The organism is Nocardia sp. CDC153 (genome assembly GCF_035818515.1).
Lineage (GTDB): Bacteria > Actinomycetota > Actinomycetes > Mycobacteriales > Mycobacteriaceae > Nocardia.
In genome coordinates, this window is the sequence record NZ_JAYKYU010000002.1 from 1,637,354 (window position 1) to 1,656,404 (window position 19,051).

The following is a 19,051-nucleotide window of genomic DNA, read 5'->3' on the forward strand; positions in this document are numbered from 1 at the left end:
GCACGATTCGCACCGCTCGGCATCGGGATCGCGGGGCGCGACCGATTCGCGCCCGGGTCCAATTCCCATACCGTTATCGAATTCGGGTGGGGGCATTCGAAACCGACCAGTAGGCCAACGGGGAACGTCGCGCTCGTAATGGCGCGCCACGGGATCTGGGTGACAGTCCGGTTGGTTCGGGGCAGAATGCGGGCGGCGGCGCGCTGATCATCCGCCGCGACTCGAGACAAGGGGACCCGGTGGCGAACAGTCAGACCATTGCCGCGCGTCAGCGCTTCTTCGGCGCGGACGCGGTGGATCCGGCGAGCGGCGCGGTCCGGGAGGACCGAGTGTTGGTGTCCTGGTTCGGCTGCGCGAGTTTCGCGGTGGCCATGGGCGGGGTGGTGTTCCTGCTCGACGCGTGGGTACCGCGCGGACTCACCTCCGGGTATGTGCCGACGACGCCGGCGGAGGTGGCGGCGCTCGCGCCGGAGGCGATCTTCATCGGGCACGGACATTTCGATCACGCCGCCGATGCCGGGGCGATCGCGCGGGACAGCGGGGCCGTGGTGCACGGGACCGCGGAGCACTGCGCGACGGCGCGGAAGCAGGTCGGCGGGGCCGAATTGCCTTGTAAGGAACTGGGTTCCAGTGCGTCGCCGGTTGGTGAGCGCTATGACTTCGAGCTCGCCGCGGGGATCTCGGTGACCGCGGTGCGCCACGTTCACTCGGCGCGCACCGCCCGGCACGAGGGCCCGGACGCTTCCACACCGGTGCGACCTCGGCCGTGTCTGTGCGACATGCGCACCTACCCGCCGAGTTTCACCGATGCCGGTCATCTGGCGCGCAATCTCGTCGCGCCGGAGGGCGGTGTGCTGCTGTATCAATTCCGGCTCGGCGATTTCGTGCTGACCTGGCACGACTCCTCCGGCCCGCTGCTGGACAGGGCGCCGCGGGTGCTCGAGGTGCTGCGCACCCTGCCCGCCTCGGATGTGCACGTCGGCGCGGTGCAGGGCTTCAACCAGTTCACCAATGGTCTGCGTGATCCGCGCAGCTATGTGGAGGCGCTACGGCCGAAGGTGTTCGTGCCCAACCACCACGACAATTGGCTGCCGCTCATGACCGCGCGCGGGGAGGCGTTCCGCACGCCCGTGCACGCGGAGCTGGCTCGAATTCCCGAGGCGCAGCGACCCGAGATCCGGATGCTCTTCGACCGCGACGACTACCTCGCGCCGGGCCGACTCGCCTTCGACCTCCAGTCTTGATCGCAGTTGATCAGTGGAAGCGGAGAACCATTGTGACGCTCGTGGTTCCGGCCAGGTTGACCTTGTCGGAGCCCTCGACGTCGACGAAGCCGAGTCGTTGGTAGAGGCGTCGGGCCGGATTCTCCAGCCGCACACTCAAACTGACCGCGTCGTACCGCTCGCGGGCGGTATCGAGCAGTGCCGACATGAGGGCCGTCCCGAGTCCGGTGCCGCGGCACTCGGGGGCGACACCGATGGCCAGTTCCGGAGTGTCGGCGTCGACGTAGCCGTAGGCCGGGTCGTCGGGGCCGAACCGGCGCAGCCACGCGGCACCGAGCGGAACTCCGTCGAATCCGCCGACCACGCCGAGATCACCGGCGGCGCCCCACCCTTCGACGTAGTGCGCGAGGGTGGGCACATCGCGCAGTTGGTCCGGGGAATCCATCCCGTTCTCGTGGGCGTAGGACGCCTCGTAGAGCATCGCCCACAGCAGCTTCTCGTCGGCGGGATCGGCGGGTCTGACGAACATGGGATCAGCCGACCACGAATTCGGCCGATGTTCCAGTGAATTCGGTGAGGGCCCCGGCGGCGTCGCGGCTGTCGCCGGTGTAGGTGATGCGGTAGCGGCCCGTCGCATTGTCCGGAATCGTCCACTGGATGCGGATGGTCGACGCCGCGGGTTGGCCGTCGGGACGGGACCAGTGCAGCTCGGTGCACCAGTCGTTGTCGTCGTAGACGCGCCGCCAGTCGCCGCCGGAGCGTTGCTGAACCTCGAAGTAGGTGCCGTCCGGGCGGAAGTTGTTGTTGGGGTGCGCGCCGACGAATTCTACCGAGACTGTCTGCCCCGCAGCGTAATTCGACTCCGGCTGGGTGAGCACGTCACCGAAGGCGCGACCGGCGTGCGGTACGTCGGCGGGGACCGCGGGTAGTAGGTTGGGCTGCAATCCGAAGGACCAGTCGAGCGGGGCGGGACCGCGCCCGAGATCGACGCGTGCCGCAAAAGCCTTTGCGAGCCGGTCGAATTCCTGCATGTGCGCCGAGAGGGTCCAGCGCCCGTAGAGGGTCTCGCCGCCCTCGTACTGCTGGATGGCGTACTCCTCCGGCGTGGTCACATACCCGCAGTAGCCGTTGGCATAGCCTTGCAGCAGAACGTTTTCCAACGGCACCGCCAGTGCCCGCGCCACCAGCCGCCGAATCCGGAGCCCCGACACCACCGTGTACTCCGACGGCCCCGACGCCAGCACCAGATCCCCGATGCGCATCAACTGCAGCGGCACGATCTGCGGCACCCACGGCCGCGGCGGCAGCACGCCGAGCGGGGCCAGAATTAGCTTGGGCGCCTGCACATCTCGCATCCACTCCTCGATCGGCGAATTGATTCCACCGAGCGCGGCCACCATTGGATTGGCGTCACCCTCCTGCAGGAACGACAGCTGCGAGTTCCAGTTGTCCTCGGTGCTGGTGGCCATGGCCGCCGCGCCCATCATGGCGGGCGAGGTGCGGGCGGGCTTGCCGTCGGGGGTGTACTCGCCGTCGATGGCGACGTCGGCGAGGTTCACGTAGTGCAGCACCGCGTCCACGCCGACGCTGCCCATCGGCGATGCGGCGTCGAAAGCCGCTCTGCCCGCCTGGAATTGGCGCTCGCCGATGATGGCGCAGTTGGTTCGATTGTCCTCGGTCGGGCCCGAGGGGTGCATCTTCCGCAGCCACAGATTCGGCGTCATGTCCCCCGCGTTGGTCTGCGGGAAGGCGGCCACGAACGACGGCGGACCGTCGAGATTGCGGACCCCCATCTCGTCGTGCTCCCAGCGGTAGCTGGCGTAGCCCTTGTTGTCGGCCGAGAGGAGGGTGTTGCGATCGGTCAGCGAGGTGCCGTGCGTGGCGAACCAGGTGATCGCCCCGACATCCGTGCCGCCCTTGCGGAATCGCAGCACGGTGACCTGCGGATCGATGCCGTCCGGAAACGCCGCCTTGTCCTCGGCCGGATTCTCTTCGAACGCGTTTCGCGACCGGTTCGCACTGGCATCGTGCAGCTCCCCGCGCCCCAGCATGATCGACCCCGGCCCGAGATTCTCATGCGCGTTGACGATCGCCTTGACGATCCCATTCACCTCGGCGTCGTGCGAGTTCTGCTGAAACCCCATGGCCGCGAGCGAATACGCGTACTCCCGAGCGGTGCCCCCGCACGAGTTGTGGTTGTGCGTGGCATTGAGATTCACGTTTCGCTCGGTATAGAGGTTCCCGAACCGCTGCTGCAACTGCTGCATGACAACCAGGTGCACCGACTGGAAAAGGCAGGCATTGTCCGTATTCACGAACGCGACCCGATCCCCCGTGACCTGATCCACCACGATGTAGGCCCGCGCATAGCACCGCGACAGCAGCCCCGTGGTGACCTGATCGGCCTCCGAATACCCCATCATCCCCTGCCCCGCCGGGGCACCGGTGATATCCGCGATCCCCACCCCGACCAGGTAGCCCTGCCCCGCGTCCCGATGCCGGATGGGTTGCGCCCCAACCGCGCTCGCGCCGAACACGGCACCGGCTCCCACGCCGCTCACCGCGGCACCGACCAGCACCGACCGTCGGGACAGTGACATCGCGCCCTCGCCTCTCCACAAAGAGTGAACCTGTTCCGTTTCAGGTTTCCCGAAGACTAGTCGGTCACTTGACCAATTTCTACCCGACCAGCCCGACCGATGCCCGCCACCCTATCCCCGGGCCAAGAGTTTGCACGCCCGTAACTCAGCGAGTCTCCCGATCCAGCTCGATCAACCGCTCCCGAACCAACTCCGGCCGCTCGTCGACAATGAAATGCCCACACCCCTCCACCAATTCGAGCCGATAGTCATCCGCCCGCGCCGTCTCGGCCGCCGCCAGCGAATAATGCACCGCCGCATCACCTTTCCCGAACAACGCCCGCACCGGCACCCTCGCCCGCCGCCCCTCCAACCTCCGCACCGCCCCCGGCACCTCCTTCAGGAGGAATGTCCGATACGTATCGGTGGCAGTCCGCGCCACCACCGGATCCCGAAACCGCTCCGAATAGATCCGCACGGTCTCCCGATCCATCCGCCTCCCCTCCGAGGTAGCCGCCCCGAACAGCCTCTCCAAGAACCGAGTCCGCCGCTGCAACGGCACCCCCACGCTCGCGATCAACGGCTGATACGCCAACAACCGCCAAGCCTGTCGAGCCACCACCCCCGCGGGCGACCAAGGATGCGCCATATTCAGCACCAAGAACCCAGCAAACCTCCCGGGCTCCCGAAGCACCATCCGATACCCGATGAACCCACCCCAGTCATGCCCGACCAGGAGCACGTCCTCCTCGAGCCCCAACGCATCCATCAACGCCAAAACATCCAAAGCCACATCGTCTTTCGCCCACCGATGCGGCGCCGCCCCCGACCACCCATACCCCGGCAGATCCGGCGCAATAATCCGCAACCCCGCAGGCGGATCCCCCAACAAATCCCGATACACATAATGATGCTGCGGCCACCCATGCAACACCATCACCGCCCGCCCCTCCCCCGCCTCGCTCACATGAAACCGAACCCCACGAGCCTCCACGTAACTCCGCCGGACGTTCGGCAGAAAGGGCACAACCTGATCCGCAGCCATAGCCCACGCTAACCCCTACCGACCGGCCGCACTCCGATACCGACCAGCCGCGATCCCGGCGATTGCAGCCGGTGGATTCGTCTTCGTCAGGTGGGGCGGGGGAAGTTGGTTTGCAACCAGAGATCAACCGTTGCGAGGTCGCCATGGCCGTGCGACTTGAGGGTGTCCACAACATCGCGACCACAGATCAGGGTGATGGGGTGGCCGTCACTTCGGACCTCGTCGTATACCTGCGCGTTGAAGTAGGAGAGAGTCACGAAGACGCCGAAGTTTCGGTGGCGGAGTCGTGAGATGAGCCTGCTCATTTCACGTACCCCAACCGAGTTGGATGTGTTGTAGCACTTCGCTTCCAGCGCAAAGTCGATCTTTATCGGGTCGGCGGCGTGGCCGATCTGGTACTGGCCCACCGCATCCCGACCACCGTCACGACTGGGTCGGGTGACATCGCAGGAGACGGTTGCGGGGGCGATCATCCGCCAGATGGCTACCGCGCATTCTTCGAAATCATGCGGTCGCCCATCGAAGTGGGCATGGATGGCATGCAGGATCTCGAGATCGGCCTTGTTGTCCGGGAGCTGATCGGCCTTGCTTCGAATGATCGCGGTCGAAGGAGCGGTGAGTGCGTCGTAGCGGCGGTTTCGAACCCAGTCACGCCAGCTCGGCGGACAGTAGCTGCTATCCCCCGGTGGACATCCCCGGGTAAGGTCGTCGATCCAGGCTCGGTCGACACGACCGGTGTTCAAGACGGTGAATCTGGCTCGGTAGTTCTGGAAGCGCTGTCCATTCTTGGTGCGCCAGATCGCAACCAGATCGTCATCAGCACTGAGCGCCTCTGCACCGGGCGCGAGCAGACCGCGGAAGCGCGCGGATCGGCCCGGGGCCACCTTCTCGAACAGCAAGAAGGGCGGAACCTTCGCACGATCGGCTACAGTACCGTGTGTCGCAGCGAATGTGTTGCGCAGCAGTATGTTTCCGCGCCGAGGAGTGTCGTGCAGGTCTGCCCGGCCAGGCCTTCGATTGTCTCCGAAGTACGTGAAAAGCCCGGTTTGCGGGTCGAGGCTGTCGGGCCAGTCGATCTCTGTCCCGCTGGTATAGAGCGCGGCGACCAGGACCTCGCCGCTGGCTACCGACCCCTTGTATCGGAACCCGCCCTGATTGCCCACCGGCACCAGCCTCGCCAGCGCATCGTCACCCGTGTTGCCTTGTGTCCCACCGAGATACACCGTTTCCAGCGTGAGGTCGGATCCCGGTAGGTCCTCGAAGGCCACGGTGTCGGACATGCCGCTAACAATAATGGACGGTCTATTAGAAGTTTGGATCGGAAACGACTCGGTCGTTTCGGATGTCAGGGGTTCACAGCAGGTCGCGCATGCAGCGCTTGACCAGATCGGCCGGGGAGCCTTCGCCTACCGCAGGACCGTTCGCGGCGGCCCACAGCTCCAGGGCTACCCGGATTGCGCCTGCGGCGCCGGCCGCACGGAGCCGTAGGTGAATCGGATCCGATTGCGGCCCAGCCAATTCCACCAGGAGGCGGTGGAGGTCGCGTTCGGCTTCCATGTTGATTCGGTGCCAGATGGCGCGGAGGGCGGGGTCGGAGTCCATGGCCTGGAGGAGGCCTCGGGTGATTTCGAGGTCTTGGGGGGAGTCGCCGAGGGTTAGGGAGCGGACTGCGGCGGATTCGAAATCGGAGGGGGTGGGGAGGTGGGGCAGGTGGGCGATTTCGGCTAGCCAGCGTTGGGCGCCTGCGGCGAGCATGGGTTCTACGGCGTCTTCCTTTGTTCGGGCGTAGCGGTAGAAGGTGCGGAGGGCTACGCCGGATTCGGCGGCTATTTGGTCGGCGGTTACCTCGGCGGTGCCGTGGGCGGCGAAGAGGCGGGCGGCGGTGCGGGCTATTTCCATGCGGGTTTCGGATTTGCGGCGTTCCGCCAGGGACGGGCGGCGGGGGTCGAGGGGTTGGGCGGACATTTCACCTCCTTCGGGGTGGGCTACCAGGCGATCCTAGTCGACGGGATGCCAGTCTGGCACGGTGTGCCATGTAGGCGTAGCGTGTCAGGCAGAGGTTGAAGTACCTAGTTGAGGAGATTCGCAATGGAGCGGTTTGAGGGTCGTCGCGTAGTGATCACCGGGGCGGGGTCGGGGATCGGGCGGGCCACCGTGCACCGGATTCTGGCCGAGGGTGGGCAGGTCGTCGGGGCGGATGTGAACGAGGCGGGGCTGGCGGAGACCGCCAAGCAGGCCTCCGAGCAGGGGAATGCGGATCGGCTCACCACGCTGAAGATCGATATTGCCGATGAGGAGTCGGTGCAGGCCGGCGTCGCGGCCGCGGTCGAGACGCTCGGCGGGATCGACGCGTTGATCAATGCGGCGGGGATTCTGCGGTCGGCGCATACCCACGAGATGCCGCTCGCGGATTTCAACAAGATCATCACGGTCAATCTGACCGGCACCTTCCTGATGATTCGCGAAGCGCTCCCCCGGCTGCTGGAGTCCGACAAGGGTGTGATCGTGAACTTCACGTCCACGTCGGCGTTCTTCGCGCATCCGTACATGTCCGCGTATGCCGCGTCCAAGGGCGGGATCATGTCCATGACTCACGCGCTCGCGGCGGAGTACTCCAAGCAGGGGTTGCGCGTGGTTGCCGTTGCGCCGGGGTCGATTTCGAGCGATATGACCGATGGGCGCGGTCCGGGGCTGCCCGCGGACGCCGATCTGAGCCTGTTCATGAAGCTGGCCCCCGGCATCGGGCAGGGCTTCGCGTCGCCGGACACCGTCGCGGGCGTCGTCGCCATGCTCGCGTCGGATGACGGCGCGTTCATCACCGGCACCGAGATTCGGATCGACGGCGGCACGCATTACTGACGGCCGCAGCGCGAACGGCCCCACGGGAGGGCTCCCACGGGGCCGTTGTGGCACAATACGTTTCGTCCGTTTTATGATCTTCGGCACGGCCATGCCATAGGGTTTGACGGAGCTTTACATAAGGGGGCCCATGGCGAAGCACCGTAGGCAGACGGCAGCTCAGCGCATATTGTTGCGCGCCGCCGTCTCCACCATCCCGATGACCGCGGTGCTGAGTATCAGCGCCGTCGCCCAGGCCGTGCCGCAACCCGGTGTGACGCAACCGGATCCGGGTTCCCCCACCCCCGGCGGCGCCCAGCCGGGCGTGACCGCGGTCCCGCCGCAGGCTCCGCAGGTCTCGCCGCAGGACGACGCGCACGGCGTTGCGCCGCAAAGCGATTACGCCCCGACCCGGCCGGACCCGAAGCGCGACTACGCCCCCGCTCCGATCCAGCCGGGCGACCTGCACGCACCGGAGCCGACGCCGGACATCGGCGTGATCGTCCCCACCAACCCGCGCGAACTGCGCGCCGGTGACCTCACCACCATCGCCCCGGACTTCCTCAGCGACGACCAGGTCGCCCAGATCAATGCCGCCCTGGCGGGTCCCGAAGCGCAGATCTCCCAGTTCACCCGTTCCATCGGTGTCCCACCCAGCCGCGCCGACCATATTGCCGCGGGCGCGTTGGCCGGAGCCGCCGGTGGCGCCGTCCTCGGTTGTGTAGCGGGCGCGGCCATCGCAACACTTCCGTTCGGTCCGATCGCTCCGCTCGTCTTCGCGATGACCGGGCCGCCCGGATGCATGATCGGCGGCGTGGTGGGCCTGGCGGCCGGAACCATCGTCGGTGCGGGAACCGGCGCGCTGATTTGATCCGGCTCGGGAGAAATCCTGCGGGCCATTGCCGTGCAATGGGTTTCAGGGTTGCTCAGGGTCGCGGTCATACATAAGAACCATTCGGCCCTGAATTCACAGGAAAACCGTTCCGCGAGCGGCGGTGACTCGGGCACAGTTGCTGACCATGAAGTCGACATCCTTACGCCGGATGACCGCCCGCGTGGCCGTCGCCGGTGCCATCGCCCTCATTCCCCTTGCCGCGGTGACCATTCCGGCCTCCGCCGACGTTCCGCTCGACAATGCCCCCACCGATGTGGCCTGGCCGCACCACGGCGGCGGCAACCCCTGGTGGGACAACGACCGCGACGACTGGCACCACCATCGTGATCACGACGACTGGAACCGCGGCAACGACTGGAACCGCGGCGGCTGGTGGAACAACAACGATGACTGCTGGTGGCGCAACGCGCTGCCCAGCACGGGCAGCTGGTAATTCGCGATAACCCCGAAAGATCGCGGCGACACTCGAATACCCCGTGCGGATTCCCCTTCCGGCACGAACAACGAAGGCCCGCCAGGAGATCCTGGCGGGCCTTCGCGGGTGAAATCCCGGAAACCTTAGGCGGTCTCGGTGATCGGCCGGTCGACCCAGCTCATCAGGCCGCGCAGCTTGGCACCGGTGACCTCGATCGGGTGCTCGGCGTTCTCCTTGCGGAGCGCCTCCAGCTCCTTGTTGCCGCCCTCGACATTGGCGACCAGGCGCTTGACGAAGGTGCCGTCCTGGATGTCGCGCAGGATGTCCTTCATGCGCTCCTTGGTCCCGGCGTCGATGACGCGCGGGCCCGACAGGTAGCCACCGAACTCGGCGGTGTCGGAGACCGAGTAGTTCATGCGCGCGATGCCGCCCTCGTACATCAGGTCGACGATCAGCTTGAGCTCGTGCAGCACCTCGAAGTAGGCCATCTCCGGCGCGTAACCGGCCTCGACCATGACCTCGAAACCGGTCTTGACCAGTTCCTCGGTGCCGCCGCAGAGCACGGCCTGCTCACCGAAGAGGTCGGTCTCGGTCTCTTCCTTGAAGGTGGTCTTGATGACGCCCGCGCGGGTGCCGCCGATGCCCTTGGCGTAGGACAGGGCCAGCGCCTGACCGTTGCCGGTCGGGTCCTGGTCGATGGCGATCAGGGCGGGAACGCCCTTGCCGTCGACGAACTGGCGACGCACCAGGTGGCCCGGGCCCTTCGGGGCGACCATGCCGACGGTGACATTGGCCGGAGCCTTGATCAGACCGAAGTGGATGTTCAGGCCGTGGCCGAAGAACAGCGCGTCGCCGTCCTTCAGGTGCGGCTCGATGTCGTTGGTGAAGATCGAGGCCTGCGCGGTGTCGGGCGCGAGGACCATGATGACGTCGGCCCACTCGGCGACCTCGGCCGGAGTGCCGACGGTCAGACCGGCTTCCTCGGCCTTGGCGCGCGACTTCGAGCCCTCCTTGAGGCCGATGCGCACGTCGACGCCCGAGTCGCGCAGGCTCAGCGAGTGGGCGTGGCCCTGCGAGCCGTAGCCGATGACGGCGACCTTCTTGCCCTGGATGATCGACAGGTCAGCATCGTCGTCATAGAACATCTCGACTGCCACTGTGGTTCCCTTCGGATTGTTTTGGTTAGTTGAAGTATCTGCCGGCGAATTACACCGGAATTACCGGGTGGCCGTGATCGACTTGGGTCCGCGGCCCACGGCCACGACACCCGACTGCACGATCTCACGGATCCCGTACGGCTCCAGCATGCGCAGCAGCGCGTCCAGCTTGGAGCGGGTGCCGGTGGCCTCGATGGTCAGCGCGTCGGGCGACACGTCGATCACCTTGGCGCGGAACAGGTTCACCGATTCGATGACCTGGGTGCGCACGGAAGCATCGGCGCGCACCTTGACCAGGATCAGTTCGCGGGCCACCGAGGAGTCGGCGTCCTGCTCGACGATCTTGATCACGTTCACCAGCTTGTTGAGCTGCTTGGTGACCTGCTCGAGCGGCAGGTCCTCCACGGTGACGACGATGGTCATGCGCGAGATCTCGGGAATCTCGGTGCCGCCGACCGCCAGCGACTGGATATTGAAGCCGCGGCGGGAGAACAGCGACGCCACGCGCGCCAGCACGCCCGGCTTGTCCTCCACCAGCACGGACAGGGTGTGGGTGGTGGTCATTCCTCGGTCCCCTTCTGGGCGGCGCGCTCATGGGCGGCCAGCGAAGCCTTTTCGTGCGACATGGCCTCGTGGATCACGGCGGGCTCGGAGGCCGACTCGTCATCGTCGAACAGCGGGCGGATGCCGCGCGCGGCCATGATCTCGTCGTTGGACGTACCGGCGGCGACCATCGGCCACACCTGCGCGTCCTTGCCGACGATGAAGTCGATCACCACGGGACGGTCGTTGATCGACTGCGCCTCGCGGATCGCGGCCTCCACATCCTCTTCCTTCTCCACGCGAATGCCGTGGCAGCCCAGCGCTTCCGCCAGCTTCACGAAGTCGGGGATGCGCAGGGTGTGGGTGCCCAGATCGGTGTTGGAGTAGCGCTGCTCGTAGAACAGCGTCTGCCACTGCCGCACCATGCCCAGGTTGCCGTTGTTGATCAGCGCCACCTTGATCGGCACGCCCTCGACGGCACAGGTGGCCAGCTCCTGATTGGTCATCTGGAAGCAGCCGTCACCGTCGATGGCCCAGACCTCGCGGTCCGGCATGCCCATCTTGGCGCCCATGGCGGCGGGCACGGCGTAGCCCATGGTGCCCAGACCACCGGAATTCAGCCAGGTGCGCGGCTTCTCGTACTTGATGAACTGCGCGGCCCACATCTGGTGCTGGCCGACGCCGGCGCAGTAGATGGCGTCGGGTCCGGCGAGCTGGCCCAGCTTCTCGATGACGAACTCGGGCGAGAGCGAACCGTCGGACGGGGTCTTCCAGCCCAGCGGGTACTGATCGCGCACGCCGGACAGGTAGGTCCACCACTCGCCCAGCTCCAGCAGCGGGGTCTTGCCCGCGGCGGCCGGGTCGGCCTTGAGGGTCTCGATGAGCTCGGCGATGACCTCGCGGCAGTCGCCCACGATCGGCACGTCCGCGTGGCGGTTCTTGCCGATCTCGGCCGGGTCGATGTCGGCGTGGATGACCTTGGCATTGGGCGCGAAGGAGTCCAGCTGACCGGTGACGCGGTCGTCGAAGCGCGCGCCCAGGGTGATCAGCAGGTCCGAACGCTGCAGTGCCGCAACGGCTCCCACGGTGCCGTGCATGCCGGGCATGCCCATGTTGAGGGTGTGGGTGTCGGGGAACGCGCCGCGCGCCATCAGGGTGGTGACCACCGGGATGCCGGTCAGCTCGGCCAGTTCCAGCAGTTCGGCCGAGGCGTCGGCCTTGATGACACCGCCGCCGACGTAGAGCACGGGCGCCTTGGCGTCCATGATCATCCGCGCGGCCTCGCGCACCTGCTTGCCGTGCGGCTTGGTAACCGGACGGTAGCCAGGCAGCTTCATCTCCGGCGGCCAAGAGAAGGTGGTCTGCGCCTGCAGCACGTCCTTCGGGATGTCGACCAGCACCGCGCCCGGGCGACCGGTGGAGGCCAGGTGGAACGCCTCGGCGATCATGCGCGGGATGTCGATCGGGTCGGTGACCAGGAAGTTGTGCTTGGTGCACGCCATGGTGATGCCGGAGATGTCGGCTTCCTGGAACGCGTCGGTGCCGATCAGCGAGCGGCCGACCTGGCCGGTGATGGCCACCAGCGGCACCGAGTCCATCTGCGCGTCGGCGATCGGGGTGACCAGGTTGGTCGCGCCCGGACCGGATGTGGCCATGCACACACCGACCTTGCCGGTCGCCTGGGCGTAACCGGTCGCGGCGTGACCCGCGCCCTGCTCGTGACGCACCAGCACGTGGCGGACCTTGGTCGAATCGAACAGCGGGTCGTAGACGGGAAGGACAGCACCGCCCGGAATACCGAAAATCGTGTCGACGCCGAGCTCCTCGAGGGAGCGAACAACGGACTGCGCGCCGGTGACCCGCTCGGGCGGGACCTGGCGACGATTCGGGGTAGCGGCCGGAGCCGCGGTCGGCTGGGCCGAAGGCGCGGGCTTACGGGCCGAGGGCCCGGGCCGTGCGGTAGGTGCGCTCACCGTCTTGGTTCCTTTACTGCTTGTCGTTCCAGTTCATGGACTTGCCTGAACACAAAAAAGCCCCCGACAGCCAGGTGGCTGTTCGAGGGTGGCGCGTCGCAGCTGCGAGCTGACGTAATTGACTTACAGTCGTCGGCTCAGCGCTGGACGCGCTTGCCGATTACGAGAAGCTCGGTTCGATTCACGCGCTCGACGGTAATTGCGCGTTGGTCGTTCAGTCAAACAGCTGACCTATTGGGTCTCATTATGTGAGACAGTGCGGTTATTCGGGTCCGTTCACCATGATGCAAGGATGTGGGTGTGTCCTCACAGCATCAGTCCGTGCCACCTGCTCGATCGTCCCACACGCCCGAGTCCGAATCGGACGCGGGTCAGGTGATCCGCATTCCCCGGCTCGCTCACCTCGGGGTGTTCATCCTGCTGTTCTGCGTGGCCTTCCCCTTCTTCGGCTGGCCGCGGGTGCTGTGGGTGCTCTTCGCCATCCCGTTGATCATGGTGATCTGGGTCGAACGGACCCGCACCACCGTCTCGGACAATGGGATCGACACCCGCACCCTGCTCGGCTCGCGCCACATCGACTGGGCCGATATCAAGGGCCTGCGCATCCCCAAGCGCGGCTACCTCCAGGTTCACCTGGCCGACGACTCCGACGTGACCCTCCCCGCGGTCGGCTACGGGCAGCTGGCCACTCTGGTCGCCGCGTCCAACGGCCGCATCCCGGACCCCTTCGCCGAGCCGGAGGAAACCGAGGGTCCGACCGAGGAGGAAGCAGAATCGACCGAAACCGAGGCCGAATCCGGCGAGTCGTAGGCGTTTCGGGGGTGCGGAGTTTCTACCGGCGGTGATCGAGTTCATGGCCCGGGAGTAACGTTGATGCCCGCCGGAAGTCGCGAAACAGCCCACTGCGACACACGAACCGAGGACCTGACCCATGCCACCGCTTCGCTCACGCACCACCACCGCCGGACGCAATGCCGCGGGCGCTCGCGCCCTCTGGCGCGCGACCGGCCTCACCGACTCCGATTTCGGGAAGCCGATCGTCGCCATCGCGAACTCCTACACCCAGTTCGTCCCCGGCCACGTGCACCTGAAGGATGTCGGCGAGATCGTGGCCGAGGCGGTCCGGGCCGCCGGTGGCGTGCCGCGCGAATTCCACACCATCGCCGTCGATGACGGCATCGCCATGGGCCACGGCGGCATGCTGTACTCGCTGCCCTCGCGCGAGATCATCGCCGACTCGGTGGAATACATGGCCAACGCGCACACCGCGGACGCGCTGGTCTGCATCTCCAACTGCGACAAGATCACCCCCGGCATGCTGAATGCCGCCATGCGCCTGAACATTCCGGCCGTGTTCGTCTCCGGCGGCCCGATGGAGGCCGGTAAGGCCGTGGTCGTCGGCGGCGTGGCCCAGGCCCCGACCGATCTGATCACCGCCATCTCCGCGAGCGCCTCGCCGCATGTGACCGAGGACGGGCTCACCGAGGTCGAGCGCTCCGCCTGCCCGACCTGTGGTTCCTGCTCGGGCATGTTCACCGCCAACTCCATGAACTGCCTCACCGAGGCGCTGGGTCTGGCGCTGCCGGGCAATGGCTCGACGCTGGCCACCCACGCCGCCCGCCGCGCGCTGTTCGAGAAGGCGGGCAAGGTGATCGTGGACATCGCCACCCGCTGGTACCGCGATGACGACGCCTCGGTGCTGCCGCGAAATGTGGCCAATGCCAAGGCTTTCCGCAATGCCATGGCGCTCGACGTGGCCATGGGCGGTTCCACCAACACCGTGCTGCACACCCTGGCCGCGGCGCAGGAGGGTGAGATCGAGTTCGATCTGCAGACCATCGACGAGATCTCGCGTCGGGTTCCGTGCCTGTCGAAGGTGTCGCCGAACTCGGACTACCACATGGAGGATGTGCACCGCGCCGGTGGCATTCCCGCCATCCTCGGCGAGCTGCGCCGCGCCGGTCTGCTCGAGACCGACGTGACCACCGTGCACACCAAGTCCTTCGACGAGTGGCTCGATACCTGGGACATCCGCTCCGGCAAGGCATCTGCGGAGGCCATCGAGCTGTTCCACGCCGCGCCCGGCGGTGTCCGCACCACCGTGCCGTTCTCCACCGAGAACCGCTGGTCCTCGCTGGACACCGACGCCGTGGGCGGCTGCATCCGCGACAAGGAGCACGCCTACACCGTCGAGGGCGGCCTGTGCGTGCTGCGCGGCAATATCGCCCCGGACGGCGCGATCCTGAAAACCGCCGGCATCGACGAGGATCTGTTCACCTTCGAGGGCCCGGCCGTGGTGGTCGAGTCGCAGGAGGAGGCGGTCTCCAAGATCCTGGGCAAGGAGATCAAGCCCGGCGATGTGGTCGTGGTCCGCTACGAGGGTCCCTCGGGCGGCCCGGGCATGCAGGAGATGCTGCACCCCACCTCGTTCCTCAAGGGCGTCGGCCTGGGCAAGGTGTGCGCGCTCATCACCGACGGCCGCTTCTCCGGCGGCACCTCGGGCCTGTCCATCGGCCACATCTCCCCGGAGGCGGCCAGCGGCGGCTCCATCGGCCTGATCGAGAACGGTGACCGGATTCGCATCGATGTGCACACCCGCGCACTCGAATTGCTGGTCCCCGAAGAGGTTCTCGCGGAGCGTCGGGTGAAAATGGAAGCGTCCGAACGGCCTTGGCAGCCCGTGAACCGCGAGCGCCCGGTGACCACGGCGCTGCGCGCGTACGCCGCGCTCGCCACCTCCGCCGACAAGGGTGCCGTCCGGCGCGTGCCGTAAGCCCGTGCTCTGAGTCGAGAAAGCCAAGGAATGACAATCGAATACATCGGTAAGGCCGACTCCATGCTGGCCGAGTACACCGCCATGCTCCAGCGCTCGGACGCCCGCAACGCGGAGGCCAAGGCGCTGCTCGCGGAGGCCGAGGAGTTGGCCGCGGAGGTGCGGCACCTGGAGTCCACGGAGTTCATGATGACTCCGGACGAGGTGATGCAGAGCAATGCGCACCGGGCGCTGCTCGAGCGGGAGATCGACGCCAAGTCGGGTCGGGTGCTGCAGCTGCACCAGGAGACCTTCCACGAGTGGGAGTCCTGGACCGCCCGTCAGTACTGAGGCGCGAAAAGGCGGCCGGGACGATCGTCGAGATCGTCCCGGCCGCTTCGTGTTTCGAGAGGCTCTGTGTTTCGGGGGTCGTCAGTCGAAGGGACCGATACCCGTGAGCGGGTTGCCGCCGTGCAGATAGACGTAGGTGAGGATCGCGGCCACCACGGCCGCCACGAAGGCGGCCAGGGAACCCAGGAACGGCCGCGAGGACCAGCCCCGATTGCGGTCCAGGGACAAGCGGCCGGGTCCGGTCAGGATCAGCACGGTGGTCAGCCCGACCAGAATCGATTCCAGCTCTACCGAATTGCCCTTGGCCGAGTACTGGAAGCCGGGGTTCATGCCCTGCTTCCACATCCACGCGTCGAGGATGACCGCGAGCAGCGCGCCCGCCGCCAGCGGGGTGGCCAGGCCGATCGCGACCAGCACGCCACCGCCGAGCTCACCGGCGATGAGCATGGGCGCGGCGATGTCGACGTGCTTCCAGCCGCCGCTCTCCATGGCGGTCTTGATGCCGTCCAGCCCGGGACCGTGGAACCAGCCGGTGGCCTTCTGCAGCCCGTGGTAGACGAAGGTGCCGCCGATGACCAAGCGCAGCAGGAGAAGTCCGAGGTCCAGGGTGCCGCGGCGCTCGTCGCGGCGGCGCGGGCGGCCATTGCCGTCGGCGGGCGCGGCGGGGGCCGGGGGGATGCTGGCGAACGAATAGGTCGGCGACGGTTCGGCGGTGGTGCTGTTGGCGACACCCGGAATCGCGTTCTTGACCTGCGAGTAGAGCGGGACCTCCGGATCCAGGCCGAGTTCCTCGTCGGTGCGCGGCAGTTTCGCCGTGGTCTCGATCTTCTCGGTCTTCAGTTCTTCGGTGGTCTGGATGCCGACCGGGGTGGGGAACTGCTCGGTCGGCGAGTCGAAGGGGCTGCGGACCGGCGTTCCGGCCGGTCGCGGCGTGTCGGGCGTGGCGTCGCCCGCCACGGCGGACGGTTCGGTCGGCTTATCAGTCACGCGGCCAGACTATTAGGAGAAAGGGCGCGACACACAGCAGAACGCGGGCGTGTCCGCAGTCCGATTCGCGCCACGGCACCGGATTGCGACACCCCGTCCGAGCGTCGGCGGCGGGTTTTCCGTAACGTCTCAACCATGAGTTTGGTTGCCGGTGGCCATGTCGGGGTGGGTGCGCGGAGAGTGGTGCTGGGCGTGACGCTCGGGGCGGTGCTGCTGTCCGGGTGCGCGCGCTTCGACGATCGCGCGTCGAGCCCGTTCACCACCGAGCCGACCTGGCAGGACGCCGAACCGAATACGACGACGCCGAAAACCCCGCCCACCAATGCGAAACGGCCCGACCTGCCGTGCGTGGATCCCGATCTCGCCGTGGTGGTGTCGTGTCTGGACACCACCGGCGGGCTGGTTGCGCTGCCCGATGGCGGTAGCGCGCTGGTGGCCGAGCGCACCACCGGGCGCATTCTCAAGGTCGTCGCCACCGACGAGGGCGAGCCGCCCGTGCCCGTCGAGGTCGCCAGGGTGGATGTGGATCCGGCCGGGGACGGCGGCCTCACCGGGCTGGCCCTGTCCCCCAGCTTCGGTGAGGACGGGTTGATCTACGCCTACGTCACCACCGCGAGCGACAACCGGGTGGTGCGCATCTCCACCGACGGCGGCGGCACGCCCAAACCGATCCTGACCGGAATCCCCAAGGGCCTCAACGGTAATCGCGGGTCCATCGACTTCCTGCACGACCGGATGCTGATCCTCACCGGTGACGCCGGGAACCCGGCGCTGGCGGGCGACACCAACTCGATGGCCGGAAAGCTGCTCAGCATCAACTCCCCCGCGCCCGGTGCGTCGGCCGATGTGGTGGTGTCCGGGATCGGGGTGGCGGGCGGCGTCTGCACCGACGGCAAGGACGCCATCTGGATCACCGACCGCACCGCCACCGAGGATCGGCTGCAGCGCGTCGGTCCGGACGGCGTCGCGGTGAAGGCGTGGACCTGGCCCGACCATCCGGGCGTCGCGGGCTGCGCGGCCGCCTCGGACGGCGTGGCCATCTCCCTCACCAATCAGAAGGGTCTGGCGATCGCCACGGCCGACAAGAACACCCACGCGGTGACGGCCGCGCCTTCGGTGCTGGCGCAGGACAAGTACGGCCGCCTCGACGGCGCGACGCTGGGCGGCGACGGCAATATCTGGGTCGGCACGGTCAACAAGCCCGACGGCAACCCGAACCAGTACGACGACCGCGTGGTCCGCATCCCGCCGCCGACCGCGGGCCAGGGCAACGGACCGGACTAGCCACCGGCTCACGAGTGCGGCGCACAGCTGTTGCTGTGCGCCGCATTCGGTTATCGAGCGGCCTGCTGCTCGACGGGCATCTGCAGTTCGATGACCCATTCGTCGGAGGCCGGGTCGCCGGGGGCCTGCAGGTAGACCTCACGGATGGGAGCGTTGGGGGCGTAACCGTTTTCGTCGGCCCAGCGGCCCATGGCCTCGAAGGAGACGCACAGTTCCGCGAGCTTGCCGCGGTGTGCCAGCGTGGCGGCCCGGGGGATCTCCGGGAGCAGGCGCAGCTCGAAGGGGCTGGCGGGGGCGGCGGTGCCCGTGACCTGGTGGGCGACGTGGACGCGCAAACCGGCTTCCAGCTCTTCGTAATACACGATGGGTGCACCGGTGATGGTGAGGCCGGAGGCCGGAATCGACTCCGCCATCTGGGCATACAGCTTCTCGATGATCGGGCCGACGGCGGCCTCGCCGGATTCGGCCGCGACATCGGACATTTCGGCGACCAGCGTGGCCGACAGCGGTTTGACGACGATTTCCTGCTCGGGCATGACGCCCTCCTTCTCGATACGCAGGAGCCTCGCCTCGACGGATGCGAGCCGCGCGGTGTCCGCGGCGAGCTGATTGGCCAACTGTGCGCGGCGCAGCTGCAACATGCCGTGCAGTCGTTCCGCGGACAGCTGCCCGTCGAGAATCTCGGCCACCTGATTCAAGGTGAAGCCGAGATCCTTCAACGCGACGATTCGATTGAGCCGCGAGAGCTGCTCGGCCGCATAGAACCGATAGCCGGAACACGGATCAACCTCGTAAGGCCGCAACAGCCCGAGATCGTCGTAGTGCCGCAACATCCGCACCGACACCGACCCGAACCTGGCGAAGTCTCCAATACTGAACATGACACCTCCAGGCTCGGGTCTCACACGGTGTGAGGGTCAAGCCCATGATCACTCGAAGGCTCGGGGCGGGGGGGGGGGTGACCGCCCCCCCCAAAGAGGAATTTGTGGTGGTGGGGGGTCGGCGGTGG

At 67.0% G+C, this 19,051-nt stretch carries 18 protein-coding genes; 8 read left to right on the forward strand and 10 right to left on the reverse strand.

The window, feature by feature from the left end; translation table 11 throughout:
* Positions 1-239 precede the first annotated feature (239 nt).
* Positions 240-1,244 carry an MBL fold metallo-hydrolase gene (locus VMT65_RS16145; RefSeq protein ID WP_326309010.1) on the forward strand — a complete coding sequence of 335 codons (1,005 nt, stop codon included), beginning with the start codon at positions 240-242 and terminating at the stop codon, positions 1,242-1,244.
* 10 nt (positions 1,245-1,254) lie between these two features.
* Here VMT65_RS16145 and VMT65_RS16150 read toward each other — a convergent pair whose 3' ends face one another.
* The 5 genes from VMT65_RS16150 to VMT65_RS16170 all read right to left on the reverse strand — a co-directional run bounded on the left by VMT65_RS16150 (position 1,255) and on the right by VMT65_RS16170 (position 6,812).
* Positions 1,255-1,752, reverse strand: a complete 498-nt coding sequence (locus VMT65_RS16150; protein ID WP_326309011.1) for a GNAT family N-acetyltransferase — start codon at positions 1,750-1,752, stop codon at positions 1,255-1,257.
* Between the two features lie 4 nt (positions 1,753-1,756).
* Positions 1,757-3,823, reverse strand: coding sequence for a neutral/alkaline ceramidase (locus VMT65_RS16155; RefSeq protein WP_326309012.1), 2,067 nt, complete (start codon positions 3,821-3,823; stop codon positions 1,757-1,759).
* A 145-nt stretch (positions 3,824-3,968) separates the two neighbouring features.
* Positions 3,969-4,847, reverse strand: coding sequence for an alpha/beta fold hydrolase (locus tag VMT65_RS16160; protein WP_326309013.1), 879 nt, complete (start codon positions 4,845-4,847; stop codon positions 3,969-3,971).
* A gap of 86 nt (positions 4,848-4,933) precedes the next feature.
* A complete protein-coding gene (locus VMT65_RS16165) occupies positions 4,934-6,127 on the reverse strand; it encodes a restriction endonuclease (RefSeq protein WP_326309014.1) in 1,194 nt (397 codons plus the stop codon).
* 73 nt (positions 6,128-6,200) lie between these two features.
* Positions 6,201-6,812: a TetR/AcrR family transcriptional regulator gene (locus tag VMT65_RS16170; protein ID WP_326309015.1), complete on the reverse strand. Its 612-nt coding sequence runs from the start codon at positions 6,810-6,812 to the stop codon at positions 6,201-6,203.
* A gap of 123 nt (positions 6,813-6,935) precedes the next feature.
* Here VMT65_RS16170 and VMT65_RS16175 point away from each other — a divergent pair, with 123 nt between their 5' ends.
* The 3 genes from VMT65_RS16175 to VMT65_RS16185 all read left to right on the forward strand — a co-directional run bounded on the left by VMT65_RS16175 (position 6,936) and on the right by VMT65_RS16185 (position 9,013).
* Entirely contained in the window at positions 6,936-7,706 is a 771-nt protein-coding gene (locus VMT65_RS16175; protein WP_326309016.1) for an SDR family NAD(P)-dependent oxidoreductase, read from the forward strand.
* A gap of 130 nt (positions 7,707-7,836) precedes the next feature.
* On the forward strand, positions 7,837-8,556 hold the full coding sequence (locus tag VMT65_RS16180; protein ID WP_326309017.1) for a hypothetical protein: 720 nt from the start codon (positions 7,837-7,839) through the stop codon (positions 8,554-8,556).
* A 148-nt stretch (positions 8,557-8,704) separates the two neighbouring features.
* Positions 8,705-9,013: a hypothetical protein gene (locus tag VMT65_RS16185; RefSeq protein WP_326309018.1), complete on the forward strand. Its 309-nt coding sequence runs from the start codon at positions 8,705-8,707 to the stop codon at positions 9,011-9,013.
* A 125-nt stretch (positions 9,014-9,138) separates the two neighbouring features.
* On the opposite strand, the gene ilvC is transcribed toward VMT65_RS16185, so the two are convergent.
* From ilvC to VMT65_RS16200, 3 genes are all read right to left on the reverse strand, one after another.
* On the reverse strand, positions 9,139-10,140 hold the full coding sequence (gene ilvC / locus VMT65_RS16190; RefSeq protein ID WP_326309198.1) for a ketol-acid reductoisomerase: 1,002 nt from the start codon (positions 10,138-10,140) through the stop codon (positions 9,139-9,141).
* A gap of 72 nt (positions 10,141-10,212) precedes the next feature.
* Positions 10,213-10,716 (reverse strand): acetolactate synthase small subunit, encoded by a 504-nt coding sequence (gene ilvN, locus VMT65_RS16195; protein ID WP_120735846.1) that lies wholly within the window; start codon positions 10,714-10,716, stop codon positions 10,213-10,215.
* Positions 10,713-12,668 (reverse strand): acetolactate synthase large subunit, encoded by a 1,956-nt coding sequence (locus VMT65_RS16200; protein WP_326309019.1) that lies wholly within the window; start codon positions 12,666-12,668, stop codon positions 10,713-10,715. The genes ilvN and VMT65_RS16200 overlap by 4 nt, the downstream gene beginning before the upstream one ends.
* Before the next feature lie 321 nt (positions 12,669-12,989).
* On the opposite strand from VMT65_RS16200, the gene VMT65_RS16205 reads away from it, so the two are divergent.
* The 3 genes from VMT65_RS16205 (at position 12,990) to VMT65_RS16215 (ending at position 15,771) form a co-directional block, all read left to right on the forward strand.
* On the forward strand, positions 12,990-13,478 hold the full coding sequence (locus tag VMT65_RS16205; RefSeq protein ID WP_326309020.1) for a PH domain-containing protein: 489 nt from the start codon (positions 12,990-12,992) through the stop codon (positions 13,476-13,478).
* Positions 13,479-13,599: 121 nt separating this feature from the next.
* Positions 13,600-15,441, forward strand: a complete 1,842-nt coding sequence (ilvD, locus tag VMT65_RS16210) for a dihydroxy-acid dehydratase (RefSeq protein ID WP_326309021.1) — start codon at positions 13,600-13,602, stop codon at positions 15,439-15,441.
* Between the two features lie 30 nt (positions 15,442-15,471).
* Complete coding sequence (locus VMT65_RS16215; RefSeq protein ID WP_326309022.1) at positions 15,472-15,771, forward strand: hypothetical protein; 300 nt, start codon at positions 15,472-15,474, stop codon at positions 15,769-15,771.
* Positions 15,772-15,852: 81 nt separating this feature from the next.
* On the opposite strand, the gene VMT65_RS16220 is transcribed toward VMT65_RS16215, so the two are convergent.
* Positions 15,853-16,758 carry a DoxX family protein gene (locus tag VMT65_RS16220; RefSeq protein ID WP_326309023.1) on the reverse strand — a complete coding sequence of 302 codons (906 nt, stop codon included), beginning with the start codon at positions 16,756-16,758 and terminating at the stop codon, positions 15,853-15,855.
* A 135-nt stretch (positions 16,759-16,893) separates the two neighbouring features.
* Here VMT65_RS16220 and VMT65_RS16225 point away from each other — a divergent pair, with 135 nt between their 5' ends.
* On the forward strand, positions 16,894-18,042 hold the full coding sequence (locus VMT65_RS16225; RefSeq protein WP_326309024.1) for a PQQ-dependent sugar dehydrogenase: 1,149 nt from the start codon (positions 16,894-16,896) through the stop codon (positions 18,040-18,042).
* A gap of 50 nt (positions 18,043-18,092) precedes the next feature.
* On the opposite strand, the gene VMT65_RS16230 is transcribed toward VMT65_RS16225, so the two are convergent.
* Entirely contained in the window at positions 18,093-18,923 is an 831-nt protein-coding gene (locus VMT65_RS16230; protein WP_326309025.1) for a MerR family transcriptional regulator, read from the reverse strand.
* Positions 18,924-19,051: the final 128 nt, after the last annotated feature.

Coding starts and splice junctions, on each gene's coding strand:
- VMT65_RS16150 (WP_326309011.1), bottom strand. CDS start 1,752: ATGTTCGTCAGACCCGCCGATCCCGCCGACGAGAAGCTGCTGTGGGCG.
- VMT65_RS16155 (WP_326309012.1), bottom strand. CDS start 3,823: ATGTCACTGTCCCGACGGTCGGTGCTGGTCGGTGCCGCGGTGAGCGGC.
- VMT65_RS16160 (WP_326309013.1), bottom strand. CDS start 4,847: ATGGCTGCGGATCAGGTTGTGCCCTTTCTGCCGAACGTCCGGCGGAGT.
- VMT65_RS16165 (WP_326309014.1), bottom strand. CDS start 6,127: ATGTCCGACACCGTGGCCTTCGAGGACCTACCGGGATCCGACCTCACG.
- VMT65_RS16170 (WP_326309015.1), bottom strand. CDS start 6,812: ATGTCCGCCCAACCCCTCGACCCCCGCCGCCCGTCCCTGGCGGAACGC.
- VMT65_RS16175 (WP_326309016.1), top strand. CDS start 6,936: ATGGAGCGGTTTGAGGGTCGTCGCGTAGTGATCACCGGGGCGGGGTCG.
- VMT65_RS16180 (WP_326309017.1), top strand. CDS start 7,837: ATGGCGAAGCACCGTAGGCAGACGGCAGCTCAGCGCATATTGTTGCGC.
- VMT65_RS16185 (WP_326309018.1), top strand. CDS start 8,705: ATGAAGTCGACATCCTTACGCCGGATGACCGCCCGCGTGGCCGTCGCC.
- ilvC (WP_326309198.1), bottom strand. CDS start 10,140: ATGTTCTATGACGACGATGCTGACCTGTCGATCATCCAGGGCAAGAAG.
- ilvN (WP_120735846.1), bottom strand. CDS start 10,716: ATGACCACCACCCACACCCTGTCCGTGCTGGTGGAGGACAAGCCGGGC.
- ilvD (WP_326309021.1), top strand. CDS start 13,600: ATGCCACCGCTTCGCTCACGCACCACCACCGCCGGACGCAATGCCGCG.
- VMT65_RS16215 (WP_326309022.1), top strand. CDS start 15,472: ATGACAATCGAATACATCGGTAAGGCCGACTCCATGCTGGCCGAGTAC.
- VMT65_RS16225 (WP_326309024.1), top strand. CDS start 16,894: ATGAGTTTGGTTGCCGGTGGCCATGTCGGGGTGGGTGCGCGGAGAGTG.
- VMT65_RS16230 (WP_326309025.1), bottom strand. CDS start 18,923: ATGTTCAGTATTGGAGACTTCGCCAGGTTCGGGTCGGTGTCGGTGCGG.